We start from the raw sequence: 18,117 nt of genomic DNA, 5'->3' as shown, positions 1-18,117 counted from the left end.
AGAACGCAAGTGGCACAAGACGTGCTCACCGACCTCAAGAAGGTCCGCAACATCGGCATCATGGCGCACATCGATGCCGGTAAGACCACGACGACCGAGCGCATCCTGTTCTACACGGGCGTCAACCACAAGATCGGCGAGACGCACGACGGTGCTGCGACGACCGACTGGATGGAGCAGGAGCAGGAGCGTGGCATCACGATCACGTCTGCTGCCGTGACGTGCTTCTGGGACAACAACCAGATCAACATCATCGACACCCCCGGCCACGTGGACTTCACGGTCGAGGTGGAGCGTTCGCTCCGCGTCCTCGACGGCGCGGTCGCCGTGTTCGACGGCAAGGAGGGCGTGGAGCCCCAGTCCGAGACGGTGTGGCGCCAGGCCGACAAGTACGACGTCCCGCGCATCTGCTTCGTCAACAAGATGGACAAGCTCGGCGCCGACTTCTACTTCACGGTCGACACCATCGTCAACCGCCTGAAGGCCAAGCCGCTCGTGCTGCAGCTGCCGATCGGCGCGGAGAACGACTTCATCGGCGTCATCGACCTCGTCGAGATGCGCGCCCTCGTGTGGCCCGGCGACGCCAAGGGCGACGTGACCATGGGCGCCAAGTACGAGATCCAGGAGATCCCGGCCGACCTCGCCGACAAGGCGGCGGAGTACCGCCAGCAGCTCCTCGAGACCGTCGCCGAGAGCGACGACGAGCTCCTCGAGAAGTTCTTCGGCGGTGAGGAGCTCACGGTCGACGAGATCAAGGGCGCCATCCGCAAGATGACGATCGCCAGCGAGGTCTACCCCGTCCTCTGCGGCTCGGCGTTCAAGAACCGCGGCGTGCAGCCCATGCTCGACGCCGTCGTCGACTACCTCCCCTCGCCGCTCGACGTGCCCGCCATCGAGGCGCACGACCCGAAGAACGAGGAGACGGTCATCCCCCGTCACGCCGACCGCGACGAGCCCTTCACGGCGCTCGCGTTCAAGGTCGTCTCGCACCCGTTCTTCGGCCGTCTGACCTACATCCGCGTCTACTCGGGTCACCTCGACTCGGGTGCGCAGGTCGTCAACTCGACCAAGGGCAAGAAGGAGCGCATCGGGAAGATCTTCCAGATGCACGCCAACAAGGAGAACCCGGTCGACTCGGTCACCGCCGGTCACATCTACGCCGTCATCGGCCTCAAGGACACGACGACGGGCGACACGCTCAGCGACCCGGCCAACCAGGTCGTGCTCGAGTCGATGACGTTCCCCGAGCCCGTCATCGAGGTCGCGATCGAGCCCAAGACGAAGGCCGACCAGGAGAAGCTGGGTCTCGCGATCCAGAAGCTCGCGGAAGAGGACCCGACGTTCCGCGTCGAGAACAACGCCGAGACCGGTCAGACCGTCGTCAAGGGCATGGGCGAGCTGCACCTCGACATCCTCGTGGACCGCATGAAGCGCGAGTTCAAGGTCGAGGCGAACGTGGGCAAGCCCCAGGTCGCGTACCGCGAGACCATCCGCAAGACGGTCGAGCGCCACGACTACACGCACAAGAAGCAGACCGGTGGCTCCGGCCAGTTCGCGAAGATCCAGTTCGCGCTCGAGCCGCTCGAGGTCACGGCGGACAAGACGTACGAGTTCGAGAACAAGGTCACCGGTGGCCGCATCCCGCGCGAGTACATCGAGCCCACCAACCAGGGCTTCCAGGACGCGATGAACGTGGGCGTCGTCGCCGGCTACCCCATGGTCGGCGTGAAGGCCATCCTCATCGACGGCGCGTCGCACGACGTCGACTCGTCCGAGATGGCGTTCAAGATCGCGGGCTCCATGGGCTTCAAGGAGGCCGTCCGCAAGGCGAACCCCGTCATCCTCGAGCCGCTCATGGCGGTCGAGGTGCGCACGCCCGAGGAGTACATGGGCGACGTCATCGGCGACCTGAACTCGCGTCGCGGCCAGGTGCAGTCGATGGAGGACGCGCAGGGCGTCAAGGTCGTCAAGGCCCTCGTCCCGCTGTCGAGCATGTTCGGCTACATCGGCGACCTGCGCTCGAAGACGTCGGGTCGCGCCGTCTACTCCATGGAGTTCGACAGCTACGCCGAGGTCCCCAAGGCCGTGGCCGACGAGATCATCCAGAAGGGCAAGGGCGAGTAACACCGCCTGAGCCCCGACGGCTCGCCGGGGCCGGCTGCGCAGCCGGCCCCGGCACCCCAAAACTTCATAACGAGTCTCTACTAGACTGTGAAACATCCCCGTAGAGATCCGGTCGCAATCCAGCGCCCGTGATCGCTACACGACCGTCCTGAGGAGGACCCAGTGGCTAAGGCCAAGTTCGAGCGGACCAAGCCGCACGTGAACATCGGAACGATCGGTCACGTCGACCACGGCAAGACGACGCTCACCGCGGCGATCTCGAAGGTGCTCGCCGACAAGTACCCGTCGGCGACCAACGTGCAGCGTGACTTCTCGTCGATCGACTCGGCTCCTGAGGAGCGCCAGCGCGGCATCACGATCAACATCTCGCACGTCGAGTACGAGACGCCCAAGCGTCACTACGCTCACGTCGACGCGCCGGGTCACGCCGACTACATCAAGAACATGATCACCGGTGCCGCCCAGATGGACGGCGCGATCCTCGTGGTCGCCGCGACCGACGGTCCCATGGCTCAGACGCGTGAGCACGTGCTGCTCGCCAAGCAGGTCGGCGTGCCCTACCTGCTCGTCGCGCTGAACAAGTCCGACATGGTGGACGACGAGGAGATCCTGGAGCTCGTCGAGCTCGAGGTCCGCGAGCTCCTCTCGTCGCAGGACTTCGACGGCGACAACGCGCCCGTCGTCCGCGTCTCGGGCCTCAAGGCTCTCGAGGGCGACGCCGAGTGGACCGAGAAGATCGTCGAGCTCATGGACGCCGTCGACGAGTCCATCCCGGACCCGGTGCGCGACAAGGACAAGCCGTTCCTCATGCCGATCGAGGACGTGTTCACGATCACCGGTCGTGGAACGGTCGTCACGGGCCGCGCCGAGCGTGGCACGCTCGCGATCAACTCCGAGGTCGAGATCGTCGGCATCCGCGCGACGCAGAAGACCACGGTCACCGGTATCGAGATGTTCCACAAGCAGCTCGACGAGGCGTGGGCCGGCGAGAACTGCGGTCTCCTGCTCCGTGGCCTCAAGCGCGAGGACGTCGAGCGCGGCCAGGTCGTCGTGAAGCCGGGCTCGGTCACCCCTCACACGAACTTCGAGGGCACCGCGTACATCCTCTCCAAGGACGAGGGTGGCCGTCACAACCCCTTCTACACGAACTACCGCCCGCAGTTCTACTTCCGCACCACGGACGTGACCGGCGTCATCACGCTGCCCGAGGGCACCGAGATGGTCATGCCCGGTGACACCACGGACATGACGGTGGAGCTCATCCAGCCCATCGCCATGGAAGAGGGCCTCGGCTACGCGATCCGTGAGGGTGGCCGCACCGTCGGCGCCGGCACGGTCACGAAGATCATCAAGTAAGTTCTCCGAACCTGCTTGAGAAGCGGGGTCGCCCTTCGGGGCGGCCCCGCTTTCGCATGTCCGGTGCCATCCGCTCCCATCCGTCAAGGCTTTGCGGATGGTCGGAGGAAGCGCGTAGGAAAGGGGGCATGACGATTCCCACCTGGACAGCGCACGACGGTCTCGAACTCCCGGTGCTCGGCTTCGGCACCTACCGGCTGAAGGGGAGTGCGGGCGCGGATGCCATCGTCCGAGCGGTCGACAAGGGGTACACGCTCATCGACTCGGCGTTCAACTACGAGAACGAGGGCACCGTCGGAGAGGCGGTCGCCCGCAGGGCCGAGCGCCGCGACGACCTCGTCGTCACCACGAAGCTCCCCGGCCGGCACCACGCCAGGGACGAGGCGCTCGAGACCATCGAGGAGAGCGCCTACCGGCTCGGACGCATCGACCTCCTGCTCATCCACTGGCCGAATCCGAAGACCGACCGCTACGTCGAGGCGTGGGGTGCGCTCATCGAGGCGAAGGAGCGAGGACTCGTCGGCGCGATCGGCGTGTGCAACTTCCTGCCGGAGCACCTCGAGCGGCTCGAGCGCGAGACCGGCGTGCTGCCCGAGGTCAACCAGATCGAGCTGCATCCGTACTTCCCGCAGGAGGATCAGCTGCGTTTCGATGCCGAGCACGGCATCCTCACGGAGGCCTGGAGCCCGCTCGGGCGCGGCAACGACCTGCTCGAGAACCCTGTGATCACGGAGATCGCGCAGGCGCATGACGCGACACCGGGGCAGACGGTTCTCGCGTGGGCCATCGGGCGCGGCGCCATCCCCATCCCGAAGGCCGCGAGCGACGAGCGCCAGGTCGAGAACCTCGGCGCGCTCGACGTGCAGCTGGATGAGTCGGAGATCGGCGCGATCACCGCGCTCGGGCGCGCGGATGGCCGCCTCGCCGACCAGGACCCGTCCGAGTACGAGGAGTTCTAGGGAGCGGCCGCCGGCGGGATGCCGACCGGGCAGCCCCTGGGTCGGCTCGCTGTGTGTGCCGGTCGTCGGGCCGGTGGGGCGGGTGTGCGCGTGTCGGCCTCGGGAGGCGACACGCGCGCCGCTGGTCCGATTCCGGGTACGGCGGGTGGATGGCGGTGCGTGCCTGCAGGCGGGACGGTGGGGCGGGTGTGTCGGTCGTCGGAGCGGCGGGGGCGATGTGCGCGTGTCGGCCTCGGGAGGCAGCACCTGCACCGCTGGACCGAATCCCGGCACGGCGGATGGCTGGCGGCGCGTGCCGGCCGGCGGGACGGTGGGGACAGTGTGCGCGTGTCGGCCTCGGGAGGCAGCACCTGCACCGCTGGACCGAATCCCGGCACGGGCGGGTGGATGGCGGTGCGTGTCGACCTCGGGCCGATGGGGACGGTGTGCGCGTGTCGGTCCCGGGAGGCGACACCTGCACCGTTGGTCCGATTCCCGGCACGGTGGATGGCGGGTGGTGCGTGCCGGTCATCGGGCCGGTGGGGACGGCGGGGCGGGCGGGATGGCCGGGGGCATCCGGGGATCCACAGGGTCGGCGGGCTAGGGTCGATGCACCGCTCGAAGGAGGAACCGCATGACCGACGTCCTCGGCCGCAAGCCGCCGCGCAGCCGTGCCCGCCTGTGGGTCGCGACGCTGCTCCTCGCCGTCTATGCGGGGTTCATCGCCGTCGTCACGCTGTGGCCCTCGCCGAGCGACCTTGAGTTCGGCGGCATCGCCGACCGGGTGCTCGCGGTGCTCCACCGCTTCGGCATCCCCGAGAGCTTCGGCTTCGACGAGATCGAATTCACCGCCAACATCGGCATGTTCGTGCCGCTCGGGTTCTTCCTCGGCCTGGCCCTCCCGCGCCGCGGCTGGTGGCTCGCACTGTTCCTCGTGCCGGGCTACTCCGGTTTCATCGAGTTCACGCAGGCCACAGCCCTCGAATCGCGCGTGTCCAGCATCCTCGACGTGTTCGCGAACACGACCGGGGGATACCTTGGCCTGCTGCTCGCGATGACGATGCGGGCGATGATCTACGCGCGCGACCGCCGGGTCATTGCGCGCGCCATCTGGGAGCGCGACGCGGAGATCATCCGCGCCCGGCAGCATCCGCTCCCGGGAAAGCAGGCACCCGCAGCCCGCGAGTACGACACCGCGACGCGCGTGTTCGAGCAGCCGGCATGGCAGGACCCGAGCGACGCCCCCACGGAGCGCCTTCGCTTCTGACGCGATCCGCGGGGGACGCGGGGTACTGTTGCCGCGATTCGCGGCGACGCGAGGCGCTTTTGCCGCGATTCGCGGCGACGCCAGCGCTCGTGCCGCGATTCGCGGTCGGACCCGAGGCGCCCTTGCCGCGATTCGCGGCGACGACGTCCCCGCCCCGACGCCCTACGACGCCTGGTCGCCGTCGGCGGCCTCGCCGACGGCGTCGGCCATCCCGGCGAGGAAGCGCGCGACGACCGCGCGCTCCTTCTCGGTGAGGCCGTCGACGAGCGCGAGCATGCGCTGGTGCATGGGGCCGAGGGTCTGGCGCACCTCGGCATCGCTCTCCGCAGTCGGCACGACGACTCCCGCACGCCGGTCGGTGGGATGCGGAGCGCGGCGCGCATGGCCATCCCGCTCGAGGCGGTCGATGAGCGCCGTCACCGAGGCCGTCGAGATGTCGAGCACGCGGGCGAGGTCGACGGGGCGCACGGCACGGCCCGCACGCTGCTCGCGCAGCAGATGCCGCAGGGCGACGAGGTCGGTCTCGTTCATCCGCATCGACGCCCTCGTGCGCGCACGCATCGCGGTCTCGGCGGAGCGGTATCGGCGAAGGAGGTTCAGCACGTCGACGGTGGTGGCGCCTTCGCCGTCGGGGTACCAGTAGCCGGATGCGGTCGATTCAGTCTTCGGCGCCATGCGCGTTCGCTTCCTGCACAGGGGAGGCGGGGCCTCCCAGCCGTTCTGCCGTTCCGTGCTCGACGCCTTCGGGTACGACGTGGAGGAGCCCCCCTGTCATAGCCTCGTTCTCCGAGTACGCGATGGCTTCGATCCGCCACAGCGGCACCTCGGGGAATCTGGCGGAGAGGCGCTGGATCATGTCGTGATACAGCACATAGCCGGCCGGATGGGCGGCGAAGGTGTCCGACATGTCATTCCTCTCGCAGGAGCGTCCTCCTAGCTTCTCATCCCCGGGCCGCAGGAAAGACCCGATCGGGTTGTGTTTCGACAGGCTTGTAGCAAGTTCGTCTAGTAAGGTAGCCGGAGGCGGACCGGGAGGAGGCGACATGACCGACGACGTCGTGCGCGCCATCCAGGATCTGCGGCAGGCTGAGGCGCGGCTGTCGCGCCGTCGTCAAGCCTCTCGGGCGCTCGGCGATCTCGACCTCGCGGCCATCCGTGTGGTCGTGGAAGCGGCGGTCGAGCGGCGGGATCTGACGCCGACCGAGCTCGCCGAGCGCCTGCAGGTGAGCAGCGCATCCGTCACCGCCCTCTTGCGCCGCCTCGAGGCGGGCGGGCAGGTCGCTCTCCGTGCGAACCCCGCGGATCGCCGGTCGAAGTTCGTCGTCCCCCTCGACGGCGCGGGCGGAGCGGGCGATCCGGTGTCGGGTGGCGTCGCTCGCGCGGCCGGCGCGCTGACGGATGGCGAGCGGGCGGTCGTCGCGCGATTCCTCCGCCGGGTGGTCGACGAGGTCGACGCCGCGTGGCAGCCGGAGTTGTCAGGCCGCTGAGGGGGAGGCGTCGGCGATCGCGGAGGACATGCGCCGCAGGAACTCCGTCACGACCGCGGCGTCGGCGGGCGGCAGGGTCCGGGCCACGCTCATCATCCGCTCGTGGATGGTCCCGAGCGACGCTCGGACGTCTGTGTCGCTCAGCGGGGTGGGGAGGATGCAGAGTCGCCGTCGGTCTGTGGGGTGCGGCTCCCGGCGGATGTGCCCGGAGCGCTCCAGCTTGTCGAGGAGCCCCGTGACCGAGGCGGTCGTCAGTCCGAGCTCGCGTGCGACATCGCGCGGTTGCAGCTCCCGACCCGCCCGCGCCCTGCGCGTGGCGAGCCCGACGACGAGCATCTCGTTGTCGCTCATCCCCATGGACGCCCGGGTCCTGCGGCGCAGCTCCATCTCCGCCGCTCGATACGCGCGAAGCGCTTGCAGCACGCTCGCGGCGGCGCGCTCGTCGACCCCGGTGCCGTACCAGAACGACGACACCTCGTGCGAGCGCGGATCGGTCATGGAGCACATCGTAGCCGAAAGCTACTCAAACTGATTACTAGGTTGAAAAGTGATTAGTTTGACTAGTAAAGTTGTGAGGGACGGCCCGCTCGGGTCGCCTTCGATCGGCAGCAGGAGGACCTCATGGGCAAGATGTTCTACGGGATGACCGAGCAGGCCATCGAGATGGAGGACCGGCTGCTCGCTCACGTGCAGTCGGTCGTGCTGACGAAGCTGCGTCGCGGCGAGTCGTTCTCCATCTCGTGGAAGCACGACGGCGAGCCCGTTCGCGAGACGATCTGGGTGCACTCCTCGATCCCGCTGCGGATCGTCCTGGACGACGCGGACGCCGGCTCGATCGATCGCGACATCCTGGTGCGTCTCGTCGAGGCGGCCAACTCGAATCGCGGCATGGATCTCTCGTCCGAGGCGCTCGCCGACATGGAGCGCGCGATCGCCGAGAGCCGCGTCGAGATGGCGAGGGCGGCGTGAGCGCGCCGGCGCCGGTCGAACCCGGGCACACGACCTGGAGCACGGTCGACAGCGGGTTCCACGTCGCGGGGCGCAAGGGCGAGTTCGTCGGATTCATCGACACCTCGTCGGATGGGCGTCACCTCGCGTTCGACCGGTGGTCGACGCACGTCGGCGACTTCGACGACATCACGGAGGCCAAGGCGGCCGTCGAAGCCGTGGGATCGGGGGAGACGGGGCTGCGTCCTGCTCGGCGCTCACCCCGCGCGCTGATCGCGGCCGGCGCGGCGACGGGGATGGCGCTGCTCGCGGCTGCCACGTCGCTCGCCTTCGCCGCGGACGCCTGAGAGCACCGACGTGGCCGACGAGCTCGCTCCCGGCGATCGCGTGAGCTGGGACACCTCGCAGGGGAGGACGCGCGGAGAGGTCGTGCATCGCCGCGTGAGCGACTTCACGTTCGCCGGTCAGCGGTTCCGGGCATCGCGGGATGATCCGGCGTACATCGTGAAGTCCGAGCTCACGGGCGCCAAAGCCGCGCACAAGCGGTCGGCGTTGCGGCGCCTCCCTGGCTAGGCGCGGGCGGAGGGAAGCAGCTTCCGGGGAATCAACGTCACGCGATCTGATGGCTCACGACGTGGAGACCCATCCGTCCCGCGCTCGGTTCCGAATTCCTTGCGACAGAGTCGCGCGTGCGAGGGAGGCCGTGTCATGAAGCGCCCCGTCCACGCACTGCATGACCTCGGCATCACCTTCGCCGGCGCACGCGGCCGGCCCACGGTGTTCCGCTTCGCCGGCCAGGCGGGCTTGGACCAGCTGTCCATCGCGACGACCGCGGATGCTCCTGAGCCGCATCTCTTCCGTGCGCGGGTGCTGTCGGTCCCCCTCGAGCAGATCGCCGTCGAGGAGATCTGCGCCTCGTCGGCGTTCCGGGTGGAGCGCACCGCGGGTCACGTCGCGCTCTTCCCCGTCGACGTCGTGCGGGTGTCGTACATCGTCGAAGGCACGCTCGAACTGTCGACGGCGACGCACCGCCTCGATGTCGAGGCGGGGCAGATCGTCGTGATCCGCATGTCGGAGCCGTTCGCGGCAGCCTTCGACGGGCCGTCGCGCCACCTCACGGTGGTGGTTCCGACGAGGCTGCTGCAGATGGAATGCGGCGGAATCCTGCCCGCCTCGAATCCGCTCGCGCCGTCGGCGGCAGGCGGCATGTTCCGGGCGATGCTCACCGCGCTCGCTCAAACGGCGCCGGACGACAACACCGTCGAGTCGGAGCACCTCGCGCGCGCCGTCGTCGGCATCGTCCGCGCGCTTGCGCACGCATCGGGACGGCGACGTGAGGCCGTCGACCCCGCGGAGGAGATCCGCGCGCGAGCGCGCGGGTTCGTCGACCGCCGGTATCGCGATCCCCGGCTCACCGCGGAAGGGATCGCGAGAAGTGTGCCGGTGAGTCCGCGGCACCTCGCGCGCCTGTTCGACGGGGAACCGGAGACGATCGCCCAGCGCATCCGTCGACGTCGAACGACGGCGCTCGCGGCGGAGCTGCGCGGTTCGCGCGAGCCCTTCCCGGTGCTCGCGGCGGAGTGCGGATTCGGTTCCGCCGATGCGGCGTACCGCGCGCTCAGGGCGATCGTGGGAATGACGCCGACGGAGGTCCGGGCAACAGGGGCCACTGACGCACTTCCGGACGAATCATGCCGCGCATCACGCTCGTCCGGCGGTGCCGCGGCTGCGTCGCACTAGCGTGGCGTCGTCCGTTCGAGCGATGCTCGCGGTCCGCGTCTTCAGGGGGGCGCGGGAGGCGCCGTCCGGTCGTCGAACCCCAACACGGGCTGGACGGCGCCTCACTCCGGTCAGAGGAGCGCGGGCACGAACGTGCGTCCCAGCAGCACGGTGTCGGATGGCCCGTCGACCTCGAAACGGACGACGCTCGTCCGCCCTATGGGGCGCGCGGCGACGATGTAGCGGTGCGTCGGGACGGGGGCCGTGGTCGCCCGTTTCCAGCGACGGTGGGCTTCTCTGGTCTCCCCCGTGCCGTAGACGTCGTCGGCGGTGAGGAAGGCGACCGCCCATACGGGCGTCCTCGTTCCCCGGACGCTTCGACGCTCGAGCGTCGAGCGGTACCCGAGCGAGGCCACGAGCTCGCGCAGGTCGCCTGCGAGGGTCTTGTCGACCGTCGCGATGGTCATGCCGTCCGGCCCGAGCGAATGCGGCTGCGTGTCGAGCACTCCCGCGAGCAGCCGGGCGCGCTGGCGCGCACTGCCCCGGCGGATGGCGAGCGGCACACGTGAGGATCCGACGCGCGCGTCGAGCGCGGCCCGCCCCAGGCGCGCACCGAGCGCGTACGGCGTGCCCTCGATTTCGGCGTCCGGAAGCACGAGCGGCGGCGCGAGCGCGATCGTGTGGTTGTGGAGCGCCTCCACGGCGAGCGTGTCGGCGATCTCGCGGGTCGTGCGCGCCAGGGCGTGCGCCGATGGCTTCCAGACTCGCGCGTGGGCGGTCTTCGACACGATCGGCTGGCCCTCGTGCGAGTGCGCTCGGTCGCGCAGCGTCTCCGTCGTCCACCGCTGGCCGCTGGCGACCACGATCTCCTCGCCCGTCGACAGGGCGATCTCGAGCCCATCGACCTCTTCCGCCGCGTGCACGCGGCGGATGCGCACGGCGCGCCCGCGACCGTCGAAGACGGCGTCGTCCGAAGTGAGAGCGGCGGCGGTTCGGGCGCCTGTCATCGTCGGGATGAGCGTGCTTCCCGCGACGCCCGATGTCGCGACGTGCAGGTCGCCATCCGCGGGGATCGTGAGGGTCTGTCGTGCTGCGGCCATCCGGATTGGCTCCTCCCTGAGGCGGCTCGTCGGGCGGCCTCTAGCGATGAGACGCACATTCGTGCCACATCTCACGAGGCGGCGACGATCGCGGCGGAACGTGGCGCAGAGCGCGGCACCCGCGTGCCGAATCAGGACGACGCACCTCGGAGCACAGCCCGCGCGCGGAAATCGACGTAGCGCTGGATCGCGCGATCCAGCTCCTCATCCGTCGCGATGGCGTATTCGCGCACCTGCTGTACCTGCTCGGCGCGGCGGACGAGCTCGGCATGATCGGCGGCGCTCACGAGCCCTTCCAGCGACTCGAGATCGGCACGGTAGGTCGCACTCAGCCATCTCCTCATGGCGGCCTCCTTCTGCTATCGACCCACACGATCCCCGCAACATCGAGGCGACGACGCACTGCGGCGGGGACTGCGGCATATGACGGCCGAACTCGCGGCGCGCTCGCACCCCGCAACGACGGACGGGTTCTGCCGCAGTCACGGCCATACCGCAACCGTCGCGTCACGCGGCGGAAGTCCCGAGGTCTCTCCGATGAGCGCGACGTCCGTCGCGCGGAACGGAACCACCATGCACACCGATCGCGTCACGCTCGTCAAGTCGACGCTCGCGGATGCCGCGCTGACGCGCATCGCGCACGATATCCTCCGGGGCGACCCTGCGCCGGGTGCTCGGCTCCACCTCGACGACATCAGCGCGCGTCTGGGGGTCTCGCGTCAGCCGGTGCGCGAAGCGCTCATGCGGCTCCAGAGGCTTCATCTGGTAGATGTCGAACCGAGTAGGTGGTCGGTCGTGGCGACTCCGACGGAGCTCTCGATCTCACGTGCGGCGGAGCTCTCCGTTTTCGCCGACGGCGCGATGCTCCGCCTGGGGATGCCGTCGCTCTCCGCGGGCGGGCGGGCGCGCGTCGAGGACGCGGCGCAGCGGATGATCGATGCCGCGGATGAGGTGGCCCGCTTTGCCGCCACCCGTCAACTGGTCGCCGAGGCGGCGGCGGTCGTCGACAACCCCCTGATCCTTGCCTTCTGGCGCGATGCCGATCTGACGATCCGCCATCACCTGCGAGCGGGTCTGCGCGGCGAAGGCGTCGACGCGCTCGGCGAGGCGGTGGCGGGGCAGCGAGCCGATGATGCGGCGGCAGCTCTCGCCGGTCTCCGTCCGGCGGGGGGCGATCGCGGCGAGCCCGTACCGCAGATCGGGACGGGCCTTCCCGCGAAGAGCGCCAAAGCTCCCGCCGGGATATCGGCCTGAGAAGTATCTGAGTGACCTGAACGGATCCAAGGGGAGGACCATGTCTCGACCATCACGTTCCGGTGCGTTCGCGCGCTGGAGTGCATCACGAGAGGATGGCCGACGTCCGCGCCGCCTCCTCACGCCCGGGAGGGGCATCGCCGCCTCGACGGCGCTCGTCCTCGTCGCGGGTCTCGTCACGGGCGTCGGCGCGGCATCCGTGCCGGCAGCCGCGACCGCGGCCCCCGTGTCGGCTGCGGCGAATACGCTCATCGGCGGAGGCATCGCGCCCATGGTGGCCGGTCAGCCGGGGACGCCGTCGGATCCCGAGGTTCTGTACGACGAGAACTTCGGCAACGGCACGGACAGCACCCCGATCTCCCTGCTGGACTACACCAGCACCGAGGGCAACACGTACGTGGCCGACGAGGCCTGGCTGCGCAACTGCAACGGCGTCGTGCTCACCCCGCTGAGTCCCAACAGCGCCCTCACGAACCCACCGCTGAACAGCTGCCAGCCGTACGTGACGGGTACGGGCGGTAACCAGACCGCTTACAACAACATGCGTCAGCTCGCCTACGCGCTCGGCTCGTTCAACGGTCAGGCCACGCCCGAGACGAACAACGCGGTGACCGCGTACACGCACAATGACGACCCCGGTGCGAACAAGATCGAGTTCGCCACGGAGAGCCCGATCGCGCTGCCCGCAGCGACAGGCCGCTTCATCACGTTCAGCGTGAACACGGCTGCGCTGAACTGCGGTGCGTCCGCACCCCTGTACAACTTCGCCCTCGTCGAAGCGGGCGGAAACGAGATTCCCGTCGGCGGCACGATCAACGCCTGCACGGACGGGACTCCTGTGCTCACTCCGGCCGTCGGCGAGATCCCGGCGGGCGCGGCGAACGTCACGAGCAAGTCGTCGGATGGATCCGTTCTCTTCTCCGGTGCCTCGCTCGGCGTGATCATGCGCAACGCGAACGGCTCCGGCGTCGGAAACGACGCCGCGTTTGACAACATCCGCATCCTCGACGCGACCCCGCAGCTGGACAAGTCGTTCTCGGGTGGCAACGCGATTCCGAATGGCATCCCGGATGTGCCGGTCAACCAGTCGTCGACCCTGACGTTCACGGTCACGAACACGTCGGAGCTCGCGGCGAAGTCGGGATGGTCGTTCACAGACTCCCTTCCTGCCGGCCTCGTCGTCGCTGACACGCCGAACATCGGCGGGTCGTGCGATGCGACGACGACGGCGGCCGCGGGCGCGACCGACATCGTGATCACCGACGGCAATCTCGCCGCTGGCGAGGTGTCGTGCACGATCACCGTCGATGTGACGTCGGACACCCCGCAGGGTGCGGAGCCGTCGCCGGTGGTCTACACGAACAATGCCGACAACATCACGAGTCTCGTGGGCCTGAACCCGCCGGGTGAGGCGCAGGTGGAGTTCTACTCGACGCCCGAACTCGAGATCACCAAGGTGTCGGACGCGACGTCGGACTCCCGTCCGGGTGATGTGGTGAACTACACCGTCACGGCGACGAACGTCGGCACGGGCGACTTCACGTCGGAGAACCCCGCGGTGGTGTTCGACGACCTGTCGGGTGTGCTCGACGATGCGGACTACAACGGCGGTGCGACTGCGTCCGAGGGGGCGGCTCCGTCGTTCGCTTCTCCGCTGCTGTCGTGGGCGGGCGAGCTGCCGGTGGGCGACGTCGTCGTCATCCAGTACTCGGTGACGCTCAAGGCGGGTGGCGACGGCGAGGTGCGCAACGTGGCATGGTCCCCAGCGGACCCGGAGAACCCGGTGACGCCGGCGTGCGATCCTGCGTCCGAGGAGGGGACGGATCCGGCCACGGGCGAGCCGTGCGCGGAGAACGAGTACCTGCTGCCCAAGCTCGTGATCGAGAAGTCCGCCGACCGAACCGATCTGCCGGCGGTGGGTGAGCAGGTGACGTACTCGATCACGGTGACGAACCCGGGACCGGGCGCATACACGGATGCCGAGCCGGCGTCGTTCACAGACGATCTGTCGGACGTTCTCGACGATGCGACCCTCGACGAGGCGAATGTCACCGCCTCGACGGGCGTGGCGACGGTCGATGGCGACGAGCTGTCGTGGGCGGGCGCACTCGACGCGAACGACTCCGCAACGATCACGTACACCGTGACCTACACGGCGGCGGGGAACACGGAGCTCAACAACCTCGCGTGCGTCCCGGCGTCGGAGGTCGCGGCGGGTGCAGAACCGTGCGACACGGTGAGCATCCCGGGTGCGCGTCTGGACTCGTGGAAGAGCGTGGCAGCATCGGACGACCCCGTGGTGGCCGGTTCGGTGCTGACCTACACGCTGCACTTCGAGAACACCGGGACGGCGGCGGCCACGGTCAGCGAGATCGACCATCTCGTGCACGTGCTCGATGATGCCGACGTGACCTCGGAGCCGGTGGCGGACGCGGGTCTGACCGCGGTGCGCTCGGGTGACGAGATCGCGATCACCGGAGAGGTGCCCGCGGGGGAGACCCTGACGGTGACCTACACACTCACCGTGAAGCCCGATGGTGAGCGCGGCGACGACATCGCGGCGAACTTCCTGCTCGCTCCCGAGGAGGAGCCCCCGGCGACACCGGAGTGCACGGACGACAGCGAGCGCCCGGATTGCACGACGACGCCGATCGCGGCCGTGGAGTACAGCAAGAGCGTCGAGGCGTCGGAGACGCCGGTGGGCGCGGGAACGGTGCTGACGTACACGGTGACGATCGAGAGCACGGGAACGGCGACGGTCCCGGTCTCGCGTGAGGACGTCCTGACGGACGTGCTCGATGACGCCACGGTCCTGGAGCAGCCGGTGTCGGACACGGGATCGGTCACGGTGACGGAGATCGCGGACGGGCGCTTCCAGATCGGCGGCGAGCTCGCAGCCGGCGAGACGGCGACCGTGGTCTACACGGTGGCCGTCAACGACGAGGATGCACGAGGGAACAACTCTGCAGACAACTTCCTCGTGGCTCCCGGCGAGGAGCCCCCGGCCGAGTGCGTCGAGAGCGACCAGTGCACCGTCACACCTCTTCCGAACATCCAGGACGCGAAGTCGGTGGATCCGGAGTCGGGTTCGGTGGCGGTGCCGGGTCAGGAGCTGACGTACACGCTGACGTTCGAGAACGTGGGCGAGGCGGCGGGTGTCGTGGATCGGGTCGATGACCTGACGCACGTGCTCGACGATGCGGATGTCACGGTTCAGCCGACGTCGTCCGATCCGGCGCTGTCGGTGTCGGACATCGAGGGTGGTCGTTTCTCGGTGACGGGTTCGCTGGAGCCTGGACAGCTGGTGACGGTGACGTACACGGTGACGGTGAAGGCGGAGGGCGAGCTCGGTGACGCCGCGCTGGCGAACTTCCTCCTCGACCCGGGTGCCGAAACTCCGGAGAACCCGGGGGACTGCGAGCCTGGCGACGCGGACTGCACCTACAACCCGGTACCCCGCCTCGAGGACTCGAAGACGGTCAACCCCGACTCGGGGACGACGGTCGAGCCGGGCCGTGCCCTCACCTACACGTTGACGTTCGAGAGCACGGGTGCCGCACCCGTGGCAGTGGATCGGGTCGATGACCTGACCCACGTGCTCGACGACGCCGACGTCACGGTGCAGCCGACTTCGTCCGATCCGGCGCTGTCGGTGTCGGAGATCGAGGACGGTCGATTCTCGATCGCCGGCGAGCTCGCTCCCGGACAGACGGTCACAGTGACCTACACGGTCGTCGTGAAGGACGCTGCTGATCTGGGTGACAAGCTGCTCGCGAACTTCCTCCTCGACCCCGGTACCGACACGCCGCCTCCGGGCGACTGCGAGCCGGGCGATGAGGACTGCACCTCGAACCCCGTACCGAACCTCGTCGACGCGAAGTCGGTGGCACCGGAGTCGGGTACGGCCGTCGAGCCGGGACAGGAGCTCGTCTACACCCTGACGTTCTCGAACACCGGCCAGGCGCCGGCCGACGTGGACCGGGTCGATGACCTCACCCACGTGCTCGATGACGCCGAGATCACCACGCAGCCCGAGTCGTCCGACCCGGCGCTGACGGTCTCGGATGTCGAGGAAGGCAGGTTCTCGATCACGGGCACGCTGGCACCCGGGCAGACGGTCACGGTCACGTACACGGTGACCGTGAACGCGGAAGGCGAGCTCGGTGACGCCGCGCTGGCGAACTTCCTCCTCGATCCCGGTACGGACACCCCGGAGAACCCGGGTGACTGCGAGCCGGGCGATGAGGACTGCACCTCCAATCCGGTGCCGCGCCTCGAGGACTCGAAGACAGTCAACCCGGAGTCGGGAACGCAGGTGGAGCCCGGTGAAGCCCTCACTTACACGCTCCGCTTCGAGAACACCGGCGCCGCGCCCGTGGCCGTCGATCGGGTCGATGACCTGACACACGTGCTCGACGACGCGGATGTCACGGTGCAGCCGACCTCGTCGGACGCCGCTCTCGCGGTGTCGACGATCGAGGGCGGGCGATTCTCGATCACGGGTGAGCTCGCCCCCGGCCAGGCCGTGCAGGTGACCTACACGGTCGTCGTGAAGGAGGCGGGCAGCCTGGGCGACCGGGCGCTGGCCAACTTCCTCCTCGATCCCGGTACGGACACCCCGGAGAACCCGGGCGACTGCGAGCCTGGCGACGAGGACTGCACCTACAACCCCGTTCCCGACGTCATCGACCACAAGTCGGTGGATCCGGAGTCGGGTTCGGTGGCGGTGCCGGGTCAGGAGCTGACGTACACGCTGACGTTCGAGAACGTGGGCGAGGCGGCGGGTGTCGTGGATCGGGTCGATGATCTGACGCACGTGCTCGATGATGCGGATGTCACGGTGCAGCCGACGTCGTCCGATCCGGCGCTGTCGGTGTCGGAGATCGAGGACGGTCGGTTCTCGGTGATGGGTTCGCTGGAGCCTGGACAGCTGGTGACGGTGACGTACACGGTGACGGTGAAGGCGGAGGGCGAGCTCGGTGACGCCGCGCTGGCGAACTTCCTCCTCGAGCCGGGTGCCGAAACTCCGGAGAACCCGGGGGACTGCGAGCCGGGCGACGCGGACTGCACCTACAACCCCGTGCCGCACCTCGTTCCGTCGAAGACGGTCGATCCGGCGTCGGGGACGACGGTGGAGGCCGGCGACGAGCTGACCTACACTCTCTCGTTCGAGAACGTGGGGGCGGCTCCGGCCACGGTCGACTACGTCGACACCCTCACGGGAGTTCTCGATGACGCAGCCCTGACGGGTGATGTCGTCGCGAGCGAGGGGCTGGAGGCGTCGGGTCCGACGGATGGCGTGCTCGCCATCACGGGCACGGTGCAGCCGGGCGAGACGGGCACGGTCACGTACTCGGTGATCGTCGGCGACTTCGAGGAGCAGGGAGACCACCACCTGGTGAACTTCCTCGCTCCGGAGGGCGTGGAGCCGCCGGCCGAGTGCGACGCGGAGAACCCGCTGTGCACGGAGAATCCGGTGAACCCGCCGGTCGACCCCGAGCCGACTCCCACCCCGACGCCGACGGAGCCGGCGCAGCCGACCCCGAGCCCGACGGAGCCGGCGCAGCCGACCCCGAGCCCGACGGAGCCGGCGCAGCCGACCCCGACGCCGACGGAGCCGGCGCAGCCGGTGCCTTCGGACCCGGGTCAGCCGACGCCGTCGACCCCGGCCCAGCCGGCCGTTCCCCCGCAGCCGGGGCTGAACGCCACCGGTGGCACGATCGCCGGGTTCGCGATCGGCGGTGCCGTGCTGGCGCTGCTGGCGGGAGGCGCGTTCCTCGTGATCGCGCGCCGCAAGCGCGACGAGGAGGAGGCCGCCATCCGCTGATGAGACCCGTTCGGCGCCGCCTCTGTCCAGGCGGCGCCGGACGCGCGGGAAGACCACTCGGTCCGCGCGCTGGGGAGCGCCCCGCATGACGAGGGGC

General features: G+C 69.1%; 16 protein-coding genes. 11 read left to right on the top strand and 5 right to left on the bottom strand.

Annotated elements, in window-relative coordinates; translation table 11 throughout:
* Positions 1 to 9: 9 nt before the first annotated feature.
* The 4 genes from fusA to ACWGPF_RS08775 all read left to right on the top strand — a co-directional run bounded on the left by fusA (position 10) and on the right by ACWGPF_RS08775 (position 5,685).
* On the top strand, positions 10 to 2,124 hold the full coding sequence (gene fusA / locus ACWGPF_RS08790; protein ID WP_345439057.1) for an elongation factor G: 2,115 nt from the start codon (positions 10 to 12) through the stop codon (positions 2,122 to 2,124).
* 162 nt (positions 2,125 to 2,286) lie between these two features.
* A complete protein-coding gene (tuf, locus tag ACWGPF_RS08785) occupies positions 2,287 to 3,480 on the top strand; it encodes an elongation factor Tu (RefSeq protein ID WP_345439059.1) in 1,194 nt (397 codons plus the stop codon).
* A gap of 128 nt (positions 3,481 to 3,608) precedes the next feature.
* Positions 3,609 to 4,439: an aldo/keto reductase gene (locus ACWGPF_RS08780; protein WP_452332465.1), complete on the top strand. Its 831-nt coding sequence runs from the start codon at positions 3,609 to 3,611 to the stop codon at positions 4,437 to 4,439.
* 613 nt (positions 4,440 to 5,052) lie between these two features.
* On the top strand, positions 5,053 to 5,685 hold the full coding sequence (locus ACWGPF_RS08775; protein WP_452332464.1) for a VanZ family protein: 633 nt from the start codon (positions 5,053 to 5,055) through the stop codon (positions 5,683 to 5,685).
* 162 nt (positions 5,686 to 5,847) lie between these two features.
* Here the strand turns inward: ACWGPF_RS08775 and ACWGPF_RS08770 are convergent, their stop codons facing one another.
* On the bottom strand, positions 5,848 to 6,360 hold the full coding sequence (locus ACWGPF_RS08770; RefSeq protein WP_452332463.1) for a MarR family winged helix-turn-helix transcriptional regulator: 513 nt from the start codon (positions 6,358 to 6,360) through the stop codon (positions 5,848 to 5,850).
* Positions 6,344 to 6,592 (bottom strand): hypothetical protein, encoded by a 249-nt coding sequence (locus ACWGPF_RS08765; protein WP_452332462.1) that lies wholly within the window; start codon positions 6,590 to 6,592, stop codon positions 6,344 to 6,346. Before ACWGPF_RS08765 ends, ACWGPF_RS08770 begins: the two co-directional genes overlap by 17 nt.
* A 136-nt stretch (positions 6,593 to 6,728) precedes the next feature.
* Between ACWGPF_RS08765 and ACWGPF_RS08760 the strand changes: the two genes are divergently transcribed.
* Positions 6,729 to 7,172, top strand: a complete 444-nt coding sequence (locus ACWGPF_RS08760; protein WP_452332461.1) for a MarR family winged helix-turn-helix transcriptional regulator — start codon at positions 6,729 to 6,731, stop codon at positions 7,170 to 7,172.
* On the opposite strand, the gene ACWGPF_RS08755 is transcribed toward ACWGPF_RS08760, so the two are convergent.
* On the bottom strand, positions 7,161 to 7,670 hold the full coding sequence (locus ACWGPF_RS08755; RefSeq protein WP_452332460.1) for a MarR family winged helix-turn-helix transcriptional regulator: 510 nt from the start codon (positions 7,668 to 7,670) through the stop codon (positions 7,161 to 7,163). The genes ACWGPF_RS08760 and ACWGPF_RS08755 overlap by 12 nt on opposite strands.
* A gap of 123 nt (positions 7,671 to 7,793) precedes the next feature.
* Here ACWGPF_RS08755 and ACWGPF_RS08750 point away from each other — a divergent pair, with 123 nt between their 5' ends.
* The 4 genes from ACWGPF_RS08750 (at position 7,794) to ACWGPF_RS08735 (ending at position 9,860) form a co-directional block, all read left to right on the top strand.
* Positions 7,794 to 8,141, top strand: coding sequence for a DUF7882 family protein (locus ACWGPF_RS08750; protein WP_452332459.1), 348 nt, complete (start codon positions 7,794 to 7,796; stop codon positions 8,139 to 8,141).
* Positions 8,138 to 8,467, top strand: coding sequence for a hypothetical protein (locus tag ACWGPF_RS08745; protein WP_452332458.1), 330 nt, complete (start codon positions 8,138 to 8,140; stop codon positions 8,465 to 8,467). The genes ACWGPF_RS08750 and ACWGPF_RS08745 overlap by 4 nt, the downstream gene beginning before the upstream one ends.
* A 10-nt stretch (positions 8,468 to 8,477) precedes the next feature.
* Entirely contained in the window at positions 8,478 to 8,693 is a 216-nt protein-coding gene (locus tag ACWGPF_RS08740; protein WP_452332457.1) for a DUF2945 domain-containing protein, read from the top strand.
* A 135-nt stretch (positions 8,694 to 8,828) separates the two neighbouring features.
* Entirely contained in the window at positions 8,829 to 9,860 is a 1,032-nt protein-coding gene (locus ACWGPF_RS08735; protein WP_452332456.1) for an AraC-like ligand-binding domain-containing protein, read from the top strand.
* 110 nt (positions 9,861 to 9,970) lie between these two features.
* Here ACWGPF_RS08735 and ACWGPF_RS08730 read toward each other — a convergent pair whose 3' ends face one another.
* Positions 9,971 to 10,939, bottom strand: a complete 969-nt coding sequence (locus tag ACWGPF_RS08730) for a hypothetical protein (RefSeq protein ID WP_452332455.1) — start codon at positions 10,937 to 10,939, stop codon at positions 9,971 to 9,973.
* Positions 10,940 to 11,070: 131 nt separating this feature from the next.
* Positions 11,071 to 11,283: a hypothetical protein gene (locus ACWGPF_RS08725; protein ID WP_452332454.1), complete on the bottom strand. Its 213-nt coding sequence runs from the start codon at positions 11,281 to 11,283 to the stop codon at positions 11,071 to 11,073.
* 79 nt (positions 11,284 to 11,362) lie between these two features.
* On the opposite strand from ACWGPF_RS08725, the gene ACWGPF_RS08720 reads away from it, so the two are divergent.
* Both ACWGPF_RS08720 and ACWGPF_RS08715 read left to right on the top strand, forming a co-directional pair.
* Entirely contained in the window at positions 11,363 to 12,193 is an 831-nt protein-coding gene (locus ACWGPF_RS08720; protein ID WP_452332453.1) for a GntR family transcriptional regulator, read from the top strand.
* Between the two features lie 40 nt (positions 12,194 to 12,233).
* Positions 12,234 to 18,020, top strand: a complete 5,787-nt coding sequence (locus tag ACWGPF_RS08715) for a DUF7927 domain-containing protein (protein WP_452332452.1) — start codon at positions 12,234 to 12,236, stop codon at positions 18,018 to 18,020.
* Positions 18,021 to 18,117 lie beyond the last annotated feature (97 nt).

Source organism: Microbacterium sp. NPDC055683, from assembly GCF_053617895.1.
The sequence above is the reverse complement of the archived record's forward strand: the minus strand, read 5'-3'. Positions and strand labels throughout refer to the sequence as shown.